This window comes from Halomonas sp., assembly GCF_014859505.1.
Lineage (GTDB): Bacteria > Pseudomonadota > Gammaproteobacteria > Pseudomonadales > Halomonadaceae > Halomonas.
Window position 1 is genome coordinate 1 of record NZ_JACUUD010000069.1, and the last position, 16,542, is coordinate 16,542.

Here is a 16,542-nt window from a genome sequence, read left to right on the forward strand (position 1 = left end):
CGGCACCAGGAGTCGAACCCGGGACCTACTGATTACAAGTCAGTTGCTCTACCAACTGAGCTATGCCGGCAATGCGACGCTCTGGAACAGCGCAGAGGAGTGGCATCCTCTGAGCGAGAAAGACCGTGAACCCATGTTCACGGTCTTTCGGAATCAAGGTTGGCGATGGCTGGGGTACCAGGATTCGAACCTGGGAATGCCGATACCAAAAACCGGTGCCTTACCACTTGGCTATACCCCAGCAATATGGTGGCCAGAGAGGGAATCGAACCCCCGACACGGGGATTTTCAATCCCCTGCTCTACCAACTGAGCTATCTGGCCGCTGCCAACGGTGCGTATTAAACCCCAGCGGACATTCGGCGTCAACCCCTTGGGTTTCAAAACGATGGCCGGAGATGGTCACGGGATTGGCGTCACGATTCCCGCGGCACATAGCCCTCGGCCTGGTCGGTCTCGCGGTTGTCCAGGAAGCGTTCCATCTGCTCCATCAGGTACTCGCGGGCAGAGGGCTCGAGCATGTTGAGGTGCTTCTCGTTGATCAGCCGGGTCTGAAGCGCCTGCCATTCCTCCCAGGCCTGCTTCGATACACTGGCCTGGATCTCCTGGCCCTTCTTGCCGGGCAGCGGCGGAAACGGCAGGGCCTCGAGCTCCTGCTGGTACTTGCGACAGACGACGGTCTGGCTCATGAAAATTCTCCTCGTAGAGACTGACGGCGGGTTCAGGGGCCCGGTGGGGCATCCAGGGCAAAGGGCCCCAGGCTGGTCAGCAGCGACTTGACGGGCGCCGCCAAGCCAATGGCATCGGGATTTTCGGGATCGTACCAGCGGCGGGTCTCGCCCACCGCATCAAGGTGCTCGACACTCGCCGGCTGGGGCGTGATCTCCAGCCGGAAGTGGCTGAACACGTGAACGAAGGGCGCCCCGGCCGACTCGATGGCACTGCCCGGCGCATGGCTGTCGAGCCAAGCCTGCAGTTCAGCGTGCTCGTCGAACTGCGGCAGGCTCCAGAGCCCGCCCCACAGGCCGCTGGCCGGGCGCTGTTCGAGCAGCACACGGCCCCGGCCGTCGCGCAGCAGCAGCATGCGGGTGGTGCGGGTGGGCAGCGCCTTCTTCGGCTTCGACTCAGGGAAGCGACGCTCCTCGCCCCGGGCATGGGCCAGGCAGACATCGGCGAAGGGACAGCGCCCGCACTCGGGGGTGCCACGCCGGCACAGGGTCGCCCCCAGGTCCATCACTGCCTGGGTGTAGTCGACCAGGCGCTCATCGGGCGTGTAGTGCTCGGCCAGCGCCCACAGGCGACGCTCCACCGCCGGACGCCCGGGCCAGCCCTCCACGGCGTGCAGGCGAGACAGACTGCGCTTGACGTTGCCATCGAGGATCACCGCCCGCTCCCCGCTGCTCTGGGCGATGATCGCCCCCGCGGTGGAACGGCCGATGCCGGGCAACGCCGCCAGCGCCTCAACGTTCATGGGGAAGTCGCCGCCGTGCTCGTCGAGGATCACGCCCGCCGCCTTGTGCAGGTTGCGCCCTCGGGCATAGTAGCCAAGGCCTGTCCATAGATGCAGCACCTCGTCCTGCTGCGCTCCCGCCAGTGCCTCCACGTCGGGAAACCGCGCCATGAAGCGCTCGAAGTAGGGAATGACCGTCGCCACCTGGGTCTGCTGCAGCATGATCTCCGAGACCCATACCCGGTAGGGCGTGCGCTCCTGCTGCCAGGGCAGGTCGTGGCGGCCATGGACATCGAACCAGGCCAGCAGGCGCCGCTGGAACGCTGTGGCGGACAGGACGGGTGAGAGTGTCTCACTCATCACGGATCCAAAAAAAGCGCCGACACGGATGCCGGCACAGAGACTGACTTTGCTCAATCAAACAGACCACGCAGGGCATCGCGAAGTTCCCGACCACCGCCTTCGCCGAGCCGCTCGTCGAGACCCTCCAGAGCCCCCTCCAGGCGGCGCTCCACCTCCTCGCCGGCCCGACGGCCCAGTTCATCACGCAACGCCTCGCCGATGACGGATTGGAAGGCCTCCCGGTCGAAGTGGCACCATTCGGCGCTGTCGCCAGAGAGACTCCCCTCGCAGCGCACCGGGAAGGGCACCCGCTCCAGGCGCGGGTTCACCCGGCAGGCGGCATCGGCGGTGTCGACCACCCGCGCCGCGGCACGCAGTTCGAAGCGCTCGCTGGTGAGGTCCAGCCAGCCCTCGCCGCCCAGTTCGATGCCCGGAATGGCCACCTGCAGGTCGTCGCTCTCGAGGGTGCCGTCGCGAATTACGAAGGTGGCCTCGGCGCGATCGAAGCGGGTGTCCGGGTTCCAGTCGCGGCTGGTCTCGCGTCCCTCCAGGGTAGCCACGGCGGTGCACAGCTCCCGTGAAACGTTGACGTCGAGGATAGCGCCATCGTCGATGCGTGCAGCGATGCGGCCATCCAGTTGGCGCTTGAGGGCCGGCCAGGTGTTGCCCCGGGAAGTCAGCTCGCCATCGGCGGAGAGGCGTCCGCGCAGCGGGGCCTCCTCGTCGCCCAGGGCTTCGATCACCTCTTCGGTACGCACCCGCTCGATGCGGGGCACCAACTGCCAGTGGATCGGATCGCGCGTCAGGTCCAGCATACCCTCGGCCGCCAGGCTGCCCTCGTAGAACCCGGAGGTGAAACGGGTCAGGCGCTGGCGCCCGTCGGCGCCCTGCAGGGCCAGATCGACGTCGCGAAACTCGAGCCCCGCCAGCCCCAACCAGCCGAGGCGCAGCTCACCGTCAAGCGCCAACTCGGCGAGCCACTCCGCCGGCACCAGGGTGCCGGGGTCGGCGGCATGGGCCCGGGCAATCCCGGGCAATCCGGCCAGTGAGGGTATTTCGCTCTGGGGATCAGCCGGCGGCAGGTAAGCGTCGAGGTCCAGGCGATCGCCCTGCAGTTCAAAGTCGAGCATCTGCCCATCGAGGCCCATCGCGAGTCGCCCGGTGAAGGTACTGTCATCCAGCACCAGGGTCAGGCCGGAGAGCTCCAGCTGCGACAGGTCGCCCCGCAGCGGACTGGTCAGCGCCACATCGGTAAGCGCGTCGGCGTCGGCCATCACCGGCAGACTGTCGAAGCGCTCGAGCCAGGGCCGTAGGGAGGTGGGTGCCAGGCGAAGCTGGCCATCATAGGCCGGTGCCTCCAGCAGGCCGGCGACGTTGAGGTTACCACTCAGGCTCAGGCCATGCTCGCTGCTCAGCTCCAGATCGCGCAGGCGTGCGGTCTCCTCGACGAGGTCCGTCTCCAGAGTGAACGCCAGGGAGAACGGCAGCGGCGATGCCCCCAGGGCGGGGTGATTGAAGGTGGCCTCCAGGAGACCCTCCTCCAGGCGCAGGCGACGTTCGACGGCATCGAGGCTCAGCTGGCCGCCCTTCAGGGTCAGCTTCTGCTCGCCCTCGACCTCCGCAAACCGGCTGGTGGTGTTAAGTGAGAGATTCTCCAGCAGGTAGCGACGCTCCGCCAGCCGCAGAGTGGCACGCCCCTCCAGGGAGACATCGCTGGTCAGCCTGGGGAGCTCCTCGCGGCCCTCCAGAACCAGGTCATCATGTCCGACCAGGCGAAAGGTGGTGCGGATCGGGAAGGCGCTGCGCGGGTTGACGTTGCTGCCGGTGATGCCGAGCGCCTCCAGCCGAAGCTCATGCCCGCTGTTCAGGTCGCGATAGCTCACCTCGCCATCGCGCACCTCCACGCTGGCGATATTGAGTGCCACGACCAGGCCGCCTTGACCGCCCGGCACCGGGCCGGCGGTAGCATTGGCCGGTGCCAGCACCTCCTCGGCGGCCTCGCTGCGCTCGGCGAGGCGCTCCATCAGCGTCTCCCAGTTGCCGCGCCCCGACTCGTCTCGCTCAAGGTTGAGACGCATGCCCTCCAGGGTCATGCCGTCGATGGCGATCTCGCCGCGAAGCAGGGGAGCGAAGGCCAGGCTTACCTCGGCCCGGCGCAAGGCCACGAAGGACTCATCCTCGCTCACCGACTGCTCGGGCAGCCAGGCATCGGCCTTCTCCACCCCCACCCCGAGACGCGGATAGAAAGACCAGGTCAAGGGCCCCTCCACGGCAAGCTCCAGGCCACTCTGCTCGCGAACCACCTCGATCAGCCGAGGCTTGAGATCCTCCGGGTCGAAGAAGGTGGTGACATAGACCACGGCTGCCACGGCCAGGACGGCGAGGATGCCGACCGAGGCGAGAAGAACACTAAATAAACGTCGCATCACTGCCCCCCTTCCAGCATTAACAGCTCATAGAAGCCGCTATGCTGCTCCAGCCGGTAGCCGAGACGCGTCAGCAGCACCTGATCGGCCAGCTGCAGTTGGGAAAGCTCGGCGCGCAGGGCCCTGTTCTCGGCCTGGGCCGCCTGTCCCACCAGGGTCAGCAGACGGGTCCCGACACCGCGTCGGCGGGTCGGCTTGCGGATGCAGAAGTGCGACAGCCACCAGGCCGAGCCATCGTCGCGCTGGGCCACCGCGCCGATCAGACGGTCGTTGAAGCGGGCACAGAGATAGCGATGGCCACCGGCCAGATGGCTCTGGATAAAGTCGTCCACGGAGGCGGGCAGACGCTCGGAGGGCGCATCGGCATAAATGCGAGCGAGGTCGACCTGCGCCTGGGCATCCGCTTCCCAGGCGGCGCGATCGACGGGATGGAGTGTCACCGGCATAGATGGGTCTCCCTGGGCCGGGGCGGCGAGGAATCGCCGCCGCGCTGTGGGGTGCATTGTAGCGGATGGGGTCGCCGATTCTCTATAATGGCAGACTTCCGACCGCGGGCGTGGCCCGTCGTCCAACCGTTCTTTCAGGTCGCTGCCCGCCAGCGACCACTCTTCGACATGCGCCCAGGCGCTGGAGATGCATCGATGTCCGAGCGTATCGCCACGGTCAGCCGTGACACCCAGGAGACCCAGATCACCGTCACCGTCAACCTCGACGGCACCGGCAAGCTGGCCTGCGAGACCGGCGTGCCCTTCCTCGACCACATGCTCGACCAGGTGGCGCGCCACGGTCTGATCGACCTCGACATCAAGGCCGTTGGCGACCTGCACATCGACGACCACCATACCGTCGAGGACTTGGGCATCACCCTGGGCCAGGCCTTCGCCAGGGCCATCGGCGACAAGCGCGGCATTCGCCGCTATGGTCACGCCTATGTCCCCCTGGACGAGGCGCTATCCCGGGTGGTGGTGGATTTTTCCGGCCGCCCCGGTCTGTTCATGGACGTGGCGTTCACCCGGGCCACCATCGGCCGCCTGGACACCCAGCTGTTCTGGGAATTCTTCCAAGGCTTCGTCAACCACGGCATGGTCACCCTGCACATCGACAACCTGAAGGGCTTCAATGCCCACCATCAGGCGGAGACCATCTTCAAGGCCTTCGGCCGCGCGCTGCGCATGGCCGTGGAGTCCGACCCCCGCATGGCCGGCCAGATGCCGTCTACCAAGGGCTGCCTGTAAGGCCGCCGCACGACCACACGAGGAGCGTCCCATGACCATTGCCGTCATCGACTACGGGATGGGCAACCTGCATTCCGTCGCCAAGGCACTGGAACACGTCACCCATGAGAACGTGGTGGTCACTCGCGATCCCCGCCGCATCCGCGGAGCCACTCGGCTGGTCCTGCCCGGCCAGGGCGCCATCCGCGACTGCATGGGCGAGTTGGAGAAGACCGAGTTGCGCGGCCTGGTGGAAGAGCTGCTGGCCAGCCAGGAGAAGCCGCTGCTGGGCATCTGCGTGGGCCAGCAGATGCTGCTGGACCACAGCGAGGAGAACGGCGGCATCGACTGCCTGGGCTTTCTCGGCGGCAACGTGAAGCGCTTCCCCGGCGACATGCACGATGACCGCGGCCAGCGCCTCAAGGTGCCCCACATGGGCTGGAACCTGGTGCACCAGCAGCGCGAGCATCCGCTGTGGGAGGGCATCGATCAGAACGAGCACTTCTACTTCGTTCACAGCTACTACGTCGAAGCCGCCGACGACGCCACGGTGTTCGGCACCACCGACTACGGCCGCGTCCAGGCCCACGTGGCCATCGGCCGCGACGCCACCTTCGCGGTGCAGTTCCACCCGGAGAAGAGCTCGCGGGCCGGCCTCAAGCTGCTCGAGAACTTTGTCACCTGGGCGCCCTGAGCCGCGCCCGGGTCATCTGGGCACCCTGAGGTTCGCACAGACCCAGGCGCTGGCGCCGCACCGGGCGGCCACGCCGCCCCACGACTTTCAACCGGGGCCCGCAGAGGCACCCAAGAGGAGCTGGACATGCTGGTGATTCCCGCCATCGATCTCAAGGACGGCCAGTGCGTGCGTCTGAAACAAGGGCGCATGGACGACGCCACCACCTACGGCGACGACCCGGTGGCCATGGCCGAGCGCTGGGTGAAGGCCGGCGCCCGCCGCCTGCACCTGGTGGACCTCAACGGCGCCTTCGAGGGCAAGCCGGTCAACGGTGACGCCGTGACCGCCATCGCCCGCCGCTGGCCCGAGCTTCCGATCCAGATCGGCGGCGGCATCCGCTCTGCCGAGACCATCGAGCACTACCTGGCTGCCGGCGTCAGCTACGTCATCATCGGCACCAAGGCGGTCAAGGAACCCGCCTTCGTCGGCGAGATGTGCCGCGCCTTCCCAGGCCACGTGATCGTCGGCCTGGACGCCCGCGACGGCTTCGTGGCCACCGACGGCTGGGCCGAGGTCTCTCAGGTGAAGGCGGTGGATCTCGCCAAGCGCTTTGCCGACGACGGCGTCTCCAGCATCGTCTACACCGATATCGCACGCGACGGCATGATGAACGGCGTCAACGTCGAAGCCACCGCGGCGCTTGCCCGGGACGGCGGCCTGCCGGTGATCGCCTCCGGCGGGGTGACCAACCTCGACGACCTGCGCGCCCTGGTGGCGGCCGGCGAGCCGGGCATCCTCGGCGCCATCACCGGACGCGCCATCTACGAAGGCAGCCTGGACGTGGCCGAGGGCCAGCGGCTGTGCGATGAACTCACCGATTCACTCAAGACCACAGGGCTCAAGTGAGCCGGGAGCTGACCATGGGACTCGCCAAGCGCATCATCCCCTGCCTCGACGTCGATGCCGGCCGCGTGGTCAAGGGCGTCAACTTCATCGGTATCCGTGACGCCGGCGACCCGGTGGAGATCGCCCAGCGCTACAACCAGCAGGGCGCCGACGAGATCACCTTCCTCGACATCACCGCCAGCCACGAGGACCGCGACACCACGGTGGAGATGGTCGAGCGCATCGCCGGCGAGGTGTTCATCCCCCTCACCGTGGGCGGCGGCATCCGCACCTGCGATGACATCCGCACCATGCTCAACGCCGGCGCCGACAAGGTCTCGATCAACACCGCCGCGGTGACCAACCCCGAGTTCGTGCGTGAGGCCTCCGAGCGCTTCGGCAGCCAGTGCATCGTGGTGGCCATCGACGCCAAGAAGGTCTCCGGAGAGGGCGAGGCACCGCGCTGGGAGATCTTCACCCACGGCGGACGCCGCCCCACCGGACTGGACGCCGTTGAGTGGGCGAAAAAGATGGTCGAGTACGGCGCCGGCGAGCTGCTGCTCACCAGCATGGACCGCGATGGCACCAAGATCGGCTTCGACCTGGGCGTGACCCGCGCCATCGCGGATGCGGTAAGCGTGCCGGTGATCGCCTCCGGCGGGGTCGGCAACCTCGACCACCTGGTAGATGGCGTGCTCGAGGGGGGCGCGGATGCGGTGCTGGCCGCCAGCATCTTCCACTTCGGCGAGTACACCATCCCCGAGGCCAAGCGCTACATGGCCGAGCGCGGGATCGAGATGCGCCTCTGAGCGCACCGGGAGAGGACAGGATGCCACTTCGCACTCGGCTCGCCACCGTCCTGCTGATGATCGCCCCGCTGCTGGCCCCCTCCTCCGCCCCGGCGGAGGAGGCCGGCGGCTGGCGCGAGCGGCTCGACTGGCCACCCGTCATGGAGCTCGACCATGTGCTCGTGCAGACCAGCCTCTACACCAAACACTTCAGCCCGGATCCGGAGCACACCAACAACCAGCAGCTGATCGGCGTGGAACTGCACAACCCCGACCTCTGGTTCGGCGGGGTGGCACGCTTCAACAACTCCTTCAACCAGGATTCCGTCTACCTCTACGTGGGGCGCGAGCTGACCATGTGGGAGTCCGGCGACACCCGCATTCGCGCCAAGCTCACCGCCGGTGCCCTGCACGGCTACCGCGGCGAGTACCGCGACAAGATCCCCTTCAACCGCTACGAGATCGCCCCGGCCATCCTGCCCACCCTGGGAGCGAGCTGGAAGCGTCTGGAGGCCGACCTGATCGTGTTCGGTGCCGCCGGCCTGATGGTGAGCGCCGGGGTGCGCTTCTAGCCCGGCGCCTCCGCGGGCCACCAGGGCTAATCGAGGGAGAGGCCGAGATTGCTGACGCCGTCGTTGCGCCCCAGACGGCGCAGCGCCTTGAGCGCATCACGATCCAGCGGCCCCTCGACGGCCTCCAGCACCGCGTCCTGGAAGTCGTTCTCGTCTGCCATCAGGGGGTGCTCGCGAACCAGAGTCGCCAGCCGTTCGCCGTCCTCCTCACCCTCGGTCAGCTCGATAAAGGCCCTGACGCCACCTCTGGACGCGCGACTCACCTCCAGCACCGCCTCGGGGGCATCGCCCTGCAGGGTATCGAGCAGCGCCGAGAGCGCCGCCAGCGCCTCCGAGGCGCGGCGGGCGCCGAAGCTGTCATCATCGGCAGGCGGCGCCAGCTCGGCCAGCTTCTCCGCCTGCAGGGCGAAGTCGATCTTCGCGCCCTTCACCGAGAGGCGCTCCCATACCAGATCGAGGATCGCCCGCAGCGCCTGGGGGTTGCCGTGACCGACACCCTGGGCGTCGAGCGCCTGGCAGTAGAAACCATAGTTGGGCAGCAGGCGCTCGCAGAGCGCCGCCATGAAAGCCTGCTGGAAACGCGGCTCGAGCTGTTGCAGGTGCTGATAGAAACCGCTCATGGACTCTCCTTGGAATATCAGTGTCTCACGGCCAGAGGCGCTCGGCCGGGGCCCGGCCGCGGGCATCCAGCACGATGCCCTCGGCGGCGAGGCGGTCGCGCTGCTCCACGGCACCGGGGTGGTCGGCCAGCTTGCGCGAGGCGGTGATGACGCGAAACCACGGCAGGCCGTGACCCTCGGGCAGCTCACGCAGGGCGCGGGCGACCAGCCGGGGCGCGCCGCCCTCGGTCATGGCGGCGATGCGCCCGTAGGTGGTCACGCGGCCGGACGGAATGGCCGCCAGCACCGTCAGTATCTGTTCACGCAGCGCTGGCTTCATGTACCCTTGCGCCCCCCCTGTCGGGTCGTTACCCATCGATGGCGAGGTATCCATGCACCTTCACCTGCTCCAGCACAGCCCCCACCAGGGACCAGCGCGTCTGGCCGACTGGTTCTCAAGCATGGGGCACAGCCACACGGTCTTCCACCTGGACACGGGCGAGACGCCGCAGCGGCTCGCCGACTGCGATGCCCTGGTGGTGCTCGACGGCCCGATTGGCCCCCTGGAAGATGCCGCCCAGCCCTGGCTCAAGCGAGAGCGAAAGCTGGTCGAGCGCACCCTGGACAGCCGCAAGCCGCTGCTCGGCATCGGCTACGGCGCGCGGCTGATCGCCGAGGCGCTGGGCGCCGTGGCGGCCCGCGGCACCCATGCGGAGACCGGCTGGCACCGGGTCACCCTGGCCCCGGAGAGCCCGCTGGACCTGCCCGAGCAGTTCGACGCCTTCATGTGGCACCGCGAGGTGTTCGCGCTGCCCGAGGACGCCGTGGCGCTGGGCGGCAGCGAGGCGAGCCCGCTGCAGGGCTTCAGCTGGGACACCGGCCGGGTGGTGGGCCTGCTCTGCCATCTGGAGGCGACGCCGGAGAGCGTATCGGCACTGCTCGCCCACGGAACGCTGCCCGACGGCAGCAACCGGAGCCCCCATGCCCAGTACGGGGAGTCGATGCTCGCGGACCCCCAGCGCTTCATGCAGCTCGCCCCGCTGCTCGACCGCCTGCTCAGCCAGTGGCTGCGCCCGCGGGTCGTCGGCTGATCGGGCTCAGCTGGCCGGCTCGGCCGCGGATACCCGATCAGACGCCGCCTGCCCGGCAGACCACTCACGGGCGGCAGCCAGGCAACTCTCCCAGTCACCCACGTGCACGAAGCGCTGCTCGGGATGTTTTTCCAACTGGTAGCGATACATGGGGTCGTAGTACTCGGTGAGCAGCGGGGCCAGCCACGCCTCATGGGCCTGCCGGTTGCCGCGCGCGTGCTCACGGAAGGCCAATGCCTGCAGCCGCTGCAGCCGATCGAGCCGGGCGCGGCCCAGCCGCTTGCGCAGCCGGGCGAGTGAGCCGGCAAGCTGCTTGCGCATCAGCGCCCAGCCCAGCCACTCGCCGCACTGCTTACGGTAGACCTCCCAGAGGTCGTCGATGTAGTCCTTGTGGATCTGCGCCAGGCGCCAGTCCAGCGGCATCTCCACCCGCAGCCGTGGCGCCTGCTCCATGGCCCGCCAGAAGGTGAGCGGCAGGTTGGCGGTGCCGATATGACGCGACTCGTCCTCCACCACCAGCGGGCCGGGCAGGTCCAGCAGGCGCAGGCCCACCGCGTGCTCGAAATCGATCTGGCTGGGCGCCGGCAGCGGATGGCGCCCGAAGGCCGACCCCTTGTGGCGGGCACAGCCCTCCAGGTCCAGGCCGTTGTCGAGGGCCAGGATCAGCGAGGTCTTTGCACAGCCGGTCAGTCCGCCCACCACCAGCAGCGGCTGCTCGGCGGCGGCGTCGATGCGAGCGCAGAGGGCCTGGCGCATCGCCTTCCAGCCGCCGCGGATGCGCGGGCGGGTCACGCCTGCCTCGGCGATCCACTGCTGGGCGACCTGCGAGCGCAGCCCGCCGCGGAAGCAGTAGATGATGCCATCGGGATGGCGTTCGAGCTGTGCCATCCAGGCGTCGACCCGGGCACGCTTGATGCCACCGCTGACCAGCCGCTGACCCAGGACGATGGCCGCCTGCTGACCGCGCTGCTTGTATTCGATGCCGACCCGGTGGCGCTCCTCGTCGTCCATCAGCGGCAGATTCACCGCGCCGGGCAGGCCGCCCTGGGCGAACTCGACCGGGGCGCGCACGTCGATCAGCAACCGTCCCTCGCGCAACAGGGCGAGATCGGGCTCGACCAGCGGCAACTCGCTCATCCGCGCACCTCGATCAGACCGGGACCCTCGGCCTGGACCATCTCGCCGAAGGGAAGAAGCGCGATGCCGTGCTCGCGACCGATGCGCTCAACGTCGTCTTCCCAGGCCGGGTCCACCGAGAGCAGCAGGCCGCCGGAGGTCTGGGGATCGCACAGCCACTGCCAGTGCACCTCGTCCATCTCCGGCAGGCTCGTGCCCAGGGCCTGGCGATTGCGCAGGGTGCCACCGGGCACCGCGCCCCGACGACGGTAGGCCTCCGCCTCGGCGAGTCGCGGCAGGCGGCGAAAGTCGACCCGTGCCGCCACGCCGCTTGCCGCGCACACCTCGGCCAGGTGGCCCCCCAGGCCAAAGCCGGTGACGTCGGTCATGGCGTTGACGCCTTTCACCTTGGCCAGCGCCACGCCGATGCGGTTGGACTTGAGCATGGTCTGGCGGGCCAGGCCCTGGTGGCCGGCCTCCAGCAGCCCCTTCTTCTCCGCGGTGGTGAGCATGCCGACCCCCAACGGCTTGGTCAGGAACAGCAGGTCGCCTGGCTTCGCCCCCTTGTTGAGCTTCAGGTGCTCGAGATCCACCAGGCCGTTCACCGCCAGGCCGAAGATCGGCTCCGGCGCATCGATGGAGTGGCCACCGGCCAGCGCCAGGCCCAGCTCGCGGCACACGGCCTGGGCGCCGGCCAGCACGTCGCCGGCCACCTCGGCGGGCAGCTTGTCCAGCGGCCAGCCGAGAATGCCCAGGGCCAGCACCGGGGTGCCGCCCATGGCATAGACATCGCTGATGGCGTTGGTGGCGGCGATACGCCCGAAATCGAAGGGGTCATCGACGATGGGCATGAAGAAATCGGTGGTGGCGATCATGCCTCGACCATCGCCCAGGTCGTAGACGGCGGCATCCTCACGCCCCTGGTTGCCGACGATCAGCCGCGAATGGGTGGCGCCCGAGCCGGCCTTGGCCAGGATGCCGTCCAGCACGTCGGGGGCGATCTTGCAGCCACAGCCGGCGCCGTGGCTGTACTGGGTCAGGCGTATGGCGCTCATCGTGTTCTCCTAGGCGTTGGTTAGCGACATTCTACAGCATGCACGACGGGGCTTCGGCCATGGATCACAGCGCTTCCAGTGCTTCGGCGAGCTTGTCCACGGCGACCACCTCCATGCCCGGCGGCGCCTGCTTGGGCGCATTGCCCCGCGGCACGATGGCCCGCGTGAAGCCGTGCTTGGCGGCCTCGACGATGCGCTCCTGGCCGCTGGGCACCGGGCGGATCTCGCCGGAGAGCCCCACCTCGCCGAATACCACCAGTTCCCTGGGCAGCGGCCGGCTCTGCAGGCTCGAGACTACCGCCAGCAGCACGGCGAGATCCGCACTGGTCTCCAGCACCTTTACACCGCCTACCACGTTGAGGAAGACGTCCTGATCGCCGGTAAAGAGACCGCCATGTCGGTGCAGCACGGCCAACAGCATGGACAGACGGTTCGGGTCCAGGCCCACGGCGACCCGCCGCGGATTGCCCAGGGCGGAGTCGTCGAGCAGCGCCTGCACCTCGACGAGGATGGGGCGGGTGCCCTCCCAGACCACCATCACCAGGCTGCCCGGAGCCTCCTCCTGGGTGCGTGAGAGGAAGATGGCGCTGGGATTCTTCACCTCCTTGAGGCCGTGCTCGAGCATGGCGAAGACGCCCAGTTCGTTGACCGCGCCGAAGCGGTTCTTCTGCCCGCGCAGGGTACGGAAGCGCGAGTCGGCACCTCCTTCCAGCAGCAGGGAGGCATCGATCATGTGCTCGAGCACCTTGGGGCCCGCCAGGGTGCCATCCTTGGTGACATGACCCACCAGCAGCAGCACGGTATTGGAGTGCTTGGCGAAGCGGGTCAGCGCCGCCGCAGACTCGCGCACTTGGGCCACTCCACCGGGCGCCGAGGCGATATCCTCCAGGTGCATGGTCTGGATGGAATCGATGACGAGTACCTCGGGACGCTCGCGCTCGGACACGGCGAGAATGGTCTCCACGCTGGTCTCGGCCAGCATCTTCAGCCCCTGAACCGGCAGTTGCAGGCGGTGGGCGCGCATCGCCACCTGGGAGAGCGACTCTTCGCCGGTGACGTAGAGCACGCGGCGCGACTGGGCCAGCTTGCAGGCGGTCTGGAGCAGCAGGGTCGACTTGCCCGCACCAGGGTTGCCGCCCAGCAGCACCGCCGAGCCCGGCACCAGGCCACCGCCCAGCACCCGGTCGAACTCGCCGAAGGTGGAGGAGAGCCGGGGCACCTCGGAGAGGTCCACGTTGGCCAGATCCACCACCTCCCGAGTCAGGGCGCCCGCATAGCCGCTGCGCCCGCCGCCCCCCGCGGAGGCACTGCCGGCGCCGGGACGCACCGCAGCCAGGCGCACCTCGCTCAGGGTGTTCCACTCCTGACAGCTTGTGCACTGTCCCTGCCACTTGCTGAATTCAGCACCGCATTCGGTGCAGACGAAGGCGCTCTTTGCCTTGGCCATGGCTGCTCGCCTCTCGGGGGATCAAACGCAGAGGGCGGCCCAGCGGCCGCCCTCTGCAAGCTATGCGCTGGCGATTACTGGCGCTGCAACTGCAGCATCTCGCTGTTCTGGAAGCGGCGACGCTGGGGATCGATCAACTCTAGGGTGCGCTCATCGAGGCGCAGGAAGTAGTAGATCTGGCCCTCGCCGTCCGGGGTCAGCTCATAGACGGTGGCATCCGGCTCGGTAGCGGTGCCATCCAGCACTTCCCAGTTACCCGAATAGTTTTCATCGGGCGGGTCCTGGGGGTGTGCACGGTAGGAGGCCTGCAGGGTGAAGGTACGCTCCTCCGGCTGGCTCTGCTCGTCGCCCCGCAGTACCACGTCCAGGTCGATGCCATCGCAGTTACGGCACGGCAGGGTGCCCTGGTAGCGCTCCTGATCGACCTCGACGCCGGGGGCATCGGGGCCGGGAGCCGGGCCGGCGGCACAGCCGGCCAGCAGTGCGAGCATGGCCGATCCCGCAAGCAAGGTCCTGATTTGCATGTGTGTCCTCCTGAACAGTGGGCAATGACACCGTCATTCACGGCGGCCTGACTGACAGCATAACCTCTCATGCCACTGGCGGACAGTCCGCCACCCTGCCCGGCTTCCATCAGTCCACTCCCGGGTAGACATGCCCGAATACCAGGGCAAGCACCACCGGCATCACCACCAGCGCCCCCAGGTTACCGATCAGCACCAGCGAAGCCACCTTTTGGGGCTCCTGGCGGTACTGCTCGGCCACCAGATAGTTGAGCACCGCCGGCGGCAGCGCCGCGAACACCCACAGCGCCGCGGCCTGGAGGCCGGAGAGCCCCAGCAACCAGATCAGGGGCAGCGCCAGTACCAGCCCCGACAGCGGACAGAGCAGCGCCCCAAGCATGCCGGTCTTCCAGTCACCGAAGTCGATATCGAGCATCCGCACGCCCAGCGCGAAGAGCAGCAGCGGGATACACACGCCGCCCAGCATGTGCAGCGCCTCGAGCAGCCAGCCGGGGAGCCCCACCCCGGCCAGGTTGACGGCGAGCCCGGCGATGCTCGCCAGCACGATGGGCATGCGCAGGATCCGCCATAGCGGTGTCCCCGGGCTGAGCATCCAGAGCCCCAGCGAGAAGTGCAGCAGCATCTCGACGATGAACAGCACCACCGCCGCAGGCAACGCCGCCTCGCCGAAGGCCAGCAGCAGCAGCGGGATCCCCATGTTGCCGGAGTTGTTGAACATCATCGGTGGCAGGAAGGTCTTTGGATTCAGCTTCAGCCATTTGACCAGCGGCCAGAGCAGTACCCCGGAACCGACCACGATCACCGCCCCGCCGATCGCCAGACCGACATACTCCTCCAGCGGCGCCTGCCCATCGGCCAGCACCGCAAACACCAGCATGGGCACGAACAGCTCCATGTTGAGGGTGTTGATGCTGCGGATATCCGGGGTGCGAAAACGGCCATAGAGGGTGCCGCAGCCGGCGATCAGGAACACCGGCAGCAGGGTAGCGAGGATCTGGGCGGTCATGGAGGATCCCATTGAATTCGAATCTGCAAAAGTGCACCCAGACTAGCACGGAGCCAGCTTGCGCGACTGCCTCGGGCGGGTCACCATGAGCCTAGCCCACCACTCTTGCCAACAAGCGAGCGACCATGAGCAAGTTCTGGAGTCCCAGGGTGCGCGAGCTGACGCCCTATATCCCCGGCGAGCAGCCCCGCGAACGCCTGATCAAGCTGAATACCAACGAGAACCCCTATCCGCCGGCGCCGGGCGTGGGTGCCGTGCTGCGCGACTACCCCACCGACCACCTGAGGCTCTATCCCGACCCGGAATCCCGGGCTCTGCGCGAGGCGCTGGCCCGGGAGTTCGGCGTAGAGATGGAACAGGTGTTCGTCGGCAACGGCTCCGACGAGGTGCTGGCGCTGGCCTTCCAGGCCTTCTTCTGCCAGTCACGGCCGCTGGAGATGCCGGAGACCACCTACAGCTTCTATCCGGTCTACTGCCGGCTGTACGGCGTGGAGCGTCGCGCCCTGCCGCTGACCGCCGACCACGAGGTGGACCTGGCGGCCTTCTCCCGCGACAGCGGCGGAGCCATCTTCGCCAACCCCAACGCCCCCACCGGCCATGGCCACGGCCGTGAAGCGATCGCCGAGCTGCTCGGGCGAGTCACTGACAGCGTGGTGCTGGTGGACGAGGCCTACGTGGATTTCGGGGGCGAGAGCGCCATCCCCCTGGTCGCAGGGCATCCGAACCTGCTGGTTACCGGCACCTTCTCCAAGTCTCGTAGCCTGGCCGGCCTGCGGCTGGGCTATGCAGTGGGCTCCCGAGATCTGATCGAGGGACTCTCCCGGGTCAAGGACTCCTTCAACTCCTACCCCATCGACAGCCTGGCCAGCGCCGTAGCCATCGCCGCCCTGGAAGATCACGAACACTTCGAGGCCTGCCGCGAAAAGGTGATCACCACCCGTGAGCGAACCCGTACCCGTATGGAGAAGCTCGGCTTCAAGGTACTGCCCTCCCAGGCCAACTTCGTGCTGGTCACCCACCCGGAGCACGACGCCGCCCAATTGTTCGCCGGCCTGCGTGAACGCGGCATCCTGGTGCGCCACTTCAACACCGAGGCCCTGCGTGACTTCCTGCGCATCACCATCGGCACCGAGGACGAGATGGAGAGCCTGGTGGAGACTCTCGAGACCCTCTGCGGCTGAGCTACTCGCCCCGCTGCTCGACGCCAGCCCCTAGAGCTGGCGTCTTGTTTTTCCCTGGCGAGCCCCGGGCCGAAACGCGAAAAGCCCCGCGCTCTTTCGAACGCGGGGCCTTTCTATATAAGTGCCTGACGATGACCTACTCTCACATGGGGAGACCCCACACTACCATCG

General features: G+C 67.8%; 18 protein-coding genes and 2 tRNA genes. 7 read left to right on the forward strand and 13 right to left on the reverse strand.

Going from position 1 to position 16,542, the window contains the following annotated elements; translation table 11 throughout:
* Positions 1–166 precede the first annotated feature (166 nt).
* From IBX53_RS10310 to IBX53_RS10335, 6 genes are all read right to left on the reverse strand, one after another.
* A tRNA-Gln gene (locus IBX53_RS10310) sits at positions 167–241 on the reverse strand.
* A 6-nt stretch (positions 242–247) separates the two neighbouring features.
* A tRNA-Phe gene (locus tag IBX53_RS10315) sits at positions 248–323 on the reverse strand.
* Between the two features lie 92 nt (positions 324–415).
* Positions 416–688, reverse strand: a complete 273-nt coding sequence (locus IBX53_RS10320) for an oxidative damage protection protein (RefSeq protein WP_290908832.1) — start codon at positions 686–688, stop codon at positions 416–418.
* Between the two features lie 32 nt (positions 689–720).
* Positions 721–1,809 (reverse strand): A/G-specific adenine glycosylase, encoded by a 1,089-nt coding sequence (gene mutY, locus IBX53_RS10325; RefSeq protein ID WP_290908834.1) that lies wholly within the window; start codon positions 1,807–1,809, stop codon positions 721–723.
* A gap of 53 nt (positions 1,810–1,862) precedes the next feature.
* A complete protein-coding gene (locus IBX53_RS10330) occupies positions 1,863–4,217 on the reverse strand; it encodes an AsmA family protein (RefSeq protein ID WP_290908836.1) in 2,355 nt (784 codons plus the stop codon).
* Entirely contained in the window at positions 4,217–4,663 is a 447-nt protein-coding gene (locus tag IBX53_RS10335) for an acetyl-CoA sensor PanZ family protein (RefSeq protein ID WP_290908838.1), read from the reverse strand. The genes IBX53_RS10330 and IBX53_RS10335 overlap by 1 nt, the downstream gene beginning before the upstream one ends.
* 195 nt (positions 4,664–4,858) lie before the next feature.
* On the opposite strand from IBX53_RS10335, the gene hisB reads away from it, so the two are divergent.
* The 5 genes from hisB (at position 4,859) to IBX53_RS10360 (ending at position 8,352) form a co-directional block, all read left to right on the forward strand.
* A complete protein-coding gene (gene hisB, locus IBX53_RS10340; protein WP_290908840.1) occupies positions 4,859–5,452 on the forward strand; it encodes an imidazoleglycerol-phosphate dehydratase HisB in 594 nt (197 codons plus the stop codon).
* Positions 5,453–5,483: 31 nt separating this feature from the next.
* A complete protein-coding gene (gene hisH, locus IBX53_RS10345) occupies positions 5,484–6,125 on the forward strand; it encodes an imidazole glycerol phosphate synthase subunit HisH (RefSeq protein WP_290908842.1) in 642 nt (213 codons plus the stop codon).
* Between the two features lie 126 nt (positions 6,126–6,251).
* On the forward strand, positions 6,252–7,013 hold the full coding sequence (gene hisA / locus IBX53_RS10350) for a 1-(5-phosphoribosyl)-5-[(5-phosphoribosylamino)methylideneamino]imidazole-4-carboxamide isomerase (protein WP_290908844.1): 762 nt from the start codon (positions 6,252–6,254) through the stop codon (positions 7,011–7,013).
* 14 nt (positions 7,014–7,027) lie between these two features.
* Positions 7,028–7,801, forward strand: coding sequence for an imidazole glycerol phosphate synthase subunit HisF (gene hisF / locus IBX53_RS10355; protein ID WP_290908846.1), 774 nt, complete (start codon positions 7,028–7,030; stop codon positions 7,799–7,801).
* Positions 7,802–7,821: 20 nt separating this feature from the next.
* Positions 7,822–8,352, forward strand: coding sequence for a hypothetical protein (locus IBX53_RS10360; RefSeq protein ID WP_290908848.1), 531 nt, complete (start codon positions 7,822–7,824; stop codon positions 8,350–8,352).
* Between the two features lie 26 nt (positions 8,353–8,378).
* Here IBX53_RS10360 and IBX53_RS10365 read toward each other — a convergent pair whose 3' ends face one another.
* Together IBX53_RS10365 and IBX53_RS10370 are read right to left on the reverse strand one after the other, a co-directional pair.
* Positions 8,379–8,972, reverse strand: a complete 594-nt coding sequence (locus IBX53_RS10365) for a YjaG family protein (protein ID WP_290908850.1) — start codon at positions 8,970–8,972, stop codon at positions 8,379–8,381.
* Between the two features lie 25 nt (positions 8,973–8,997).
* The gene (locus IBX53_RS10370; RefSeq protein ID WP_290908852.1) at positions 8,998–9,291 is read right to left on the reverse strand and encodes an MGMT family protein; all 294 of its coding nucleotides are present in this window, start codon (positions 9,289–9,291) and stop codon (positions 8,998–9,000) included.
* Between the two features lie 52 nt (positions 9,292–9,343).
* Here IBX53_RS10370 and IBX53_RS10375 point away from each other — a divergent pair, with 52 nt between their 5' ends.
* Positions 9,344–10,042, forward strand: a complete 699-nt coding sequence (locus IBX53_RS10375) for a type 1 glutamine amidotransferase (RefSeq protein ID WP_290908854.1) — start codon at positions 9,344–9,346, stop codon at positions 10,040–10,042.
* A gap of 6 nt (positions 10,043–10,048) precedes the next feature.
* Here IBX53_RS10375 and mnmH read toward each other — a convergent pair whose 3' ends face one another.
* The 5 genes from mnmH to IBX53_RS10400 all read right to left on the reverse strand — a co-directional run bounded on the left by mnmH (position 10,049) and on the right by IBX53_RS10400 (position 15,190).
* Positions 10,049–11,179: a tRNA 2-selenouridine(34) synthase MnmH gene (mnmH, locus tag IBX53_RS10380; protein ID WP_290908856.1), complete on the reverse strand. Its 1,131-nt coding sequence runs from the start codon at positions 11,177–11,179 to the stop codon at positions 10,049–10,051.
* The gene (selD, locus tag IBX53_RS10385; protein WP_290908857.1) at positions 11,176–12,213 is read right to left on the reverse strand and encodes a selenide, water dikinase SelD; all 1,038 of its coding nucleotides are present in this window, start codon (positions 12,211–12,213) and stop codon (positions 11,176–11,178) included. The genes mnmH and selD overlap by 4 nt, the downstream gene beginning before the upstream one ends.
* A gap of 64 nt (positions 12,214–12,277) precedes the next feature.
* Positions 12,278–13,660: a DNA repair protein RadA gene (gene radA / locus IBX53_RS10390; RefSeq protein WP_290908860.1), complete on the reverse strand. Its 1,383-nt coding sequence runs from the start codon at positions 13,658–13,660 to the stop codon at positions 12,278–12,280.
* 74 nt (positions 13,661–13,734) lie between these two features.
* Positions 13,735–14,184: a copper resistance protein NlpE N-terminal domain-containing protein gene (locus IBX53_RS10395; protein WP_290908862.1), complete on the reverse strand. Its 450-nt coding sequence runs from the start codon at positions 14,182–14,184 to the stop codon at positions 13,735–13,737.
* Between the two features lie 109 nt (positions 14,185–14,293).
* Positions 14,294–15,190, reverse strand: coding sequence for an AEC family transporter (locus IBX53_RS10400; protein WP_290908864.1), 897 nt, complete (start codon positions 15,188–15,190; stop codon positions 14,294–14,296).
* Positions 15,191–15,315: 125 nt separating this feature from the next.
* On the opposite strand from IBX53_RS10400, the gene hisC reads away from it, so the two are divergent.
* Positions 15,316–16,371 (forward strand): histidinol-phosphate transaminase, encoded by a 1,056-nt coding sequence (gene hisC / locus IBX53_RS10405; protein WP_290908866.1) that lies wholly within the window; start codon positions 15,316–15,318, stop codon positions 16,369–16,371.
* The last annotated feature ends 171 nt before the right edge of the window (positions 16,372–16,542 follow it).

Bases quoted from the DNA above. Each gene is read 5' to 3' on its own strand.
- hisF (WP_290908846.1), top strand. From the start codon at position 7,028: ATGGGACTCGCCAAGCGCATCATCCCCTGCCTCGACGTCGATGCCGGC.
- IBX53_RS10320 (WP_290908832.1), bottom strand. From the start codon at position 688: ATGAGCCAGACCGTCGTCTGTCGCAAGTACCAGCAGGAGCTCGAGGCC.
- IBX53_RS10335 (WP_290908838.1), bottom strand. From the start codon at position 4,663: ATGCCGGTGACACTCCATCCCGTCGATCGCGCCGCCTGGGAAGCGGAT.
- hisA (WP_290908844.1), top strand. From the start codon at position 6,252: ATGCTGGTGATTCCCGCCATCGATCTCAAGGACGGCCAGTGCGTGCGT.
- IBX53_RS10395 (WP_290908862.1), bottom strand. From the start codon at position 14,184: ATGCAAATCAGGACCTTGCTTGCGGGATCGGCCATGCTCGCACTGCTG.
- IBX53_RS10400 (WP_290908864.1), bottom strand. From the start codon at position 15,190: ATGACCGCCCAGATCCTCGCTACCCTGCTGCCGGTGTTCCTGATCGCC.
- hisH (WP_290908842.1), top strand. From the start codon at position 5,484: ATGACCATTGCCGTCATCGACTACGGGATGGGCAACCTGCATTCCGTC.
- mnmH (WP_290908856.1), bottom strand. From the start codon at position 11,179: ATGAGCGAGTTGCCGCTGGTCGAGCCCGATCTCGCCCTGTTGCGCGAG.
- IBX53_RS10330 (WP_290908836.1), bottom strand. From the start codon at position 4,217: ATGCGACGTTTATTTAGTGTTCTTCTCGCCTCGGTCGGCATCCTCGCC.
- mutY (WP_290908834.1), bottom strand. From the start codon at position 1,809: ATGAGTGAGACACTCTCACCCGTCCTGTCCGCCACAGCGTTCCAGCGG.
- IBX53_RS10360 (WP_290908848.1), top strand. From the start codon at position 7,822: ATGCCACTTCGCACTCGGCTCGCCACCGTCCTGCTGATGATCGCCCCG.
- radA (WP_290908860.1), bottom strand. From the start codon at position 13,660: ATGGCCAAGGCAAAGAGCGCCTTCGTCTGCACCGAATGCGGTGCTGAA.
- selD (WP_290908857.1), bottom strand. From the start codon at position 12,213: ATGAGCGCCATACGCCTGACCCAGTACAGCCACGGCGCCGGCTGTGGC.
- hisB (WP_290908840.1), top strand. From the start codon at position 4,859: ATGTCCGAGCGTATCGCCACGGTCAGCCGTGACACCCAGGAGACCCAG.
- IBX53_RS10365 (WP_290908850.1), bottom strand. From the start codon at position 8,972: ATGAGCGGTTTCTATCAGCACCTGCAACAGCTCGAGCCGCGTTTCCAG.
- hisC (WP_290908866.1), top strand. From the start codon at position 15,316: ATGAGCAAGTTCTGGAGTCCCAGGGTGCGCGAGCTGACGCCCTATATC.
- IBX53_RS10375 (WP_290908854.1), top strand. From the start codon at position 9,344: ATGCACCTTCACCTGCTCCAGCACAGCCCCCACCAGGGACCAGCGCGT.
- IBX53_RS10370 (WP_290908852.1), bottom strand. From the start codon at position 9,291: ATGAAGCCAGCGCTGCGTGAACAGATACTGACGGTGCTGGCGGCCATT.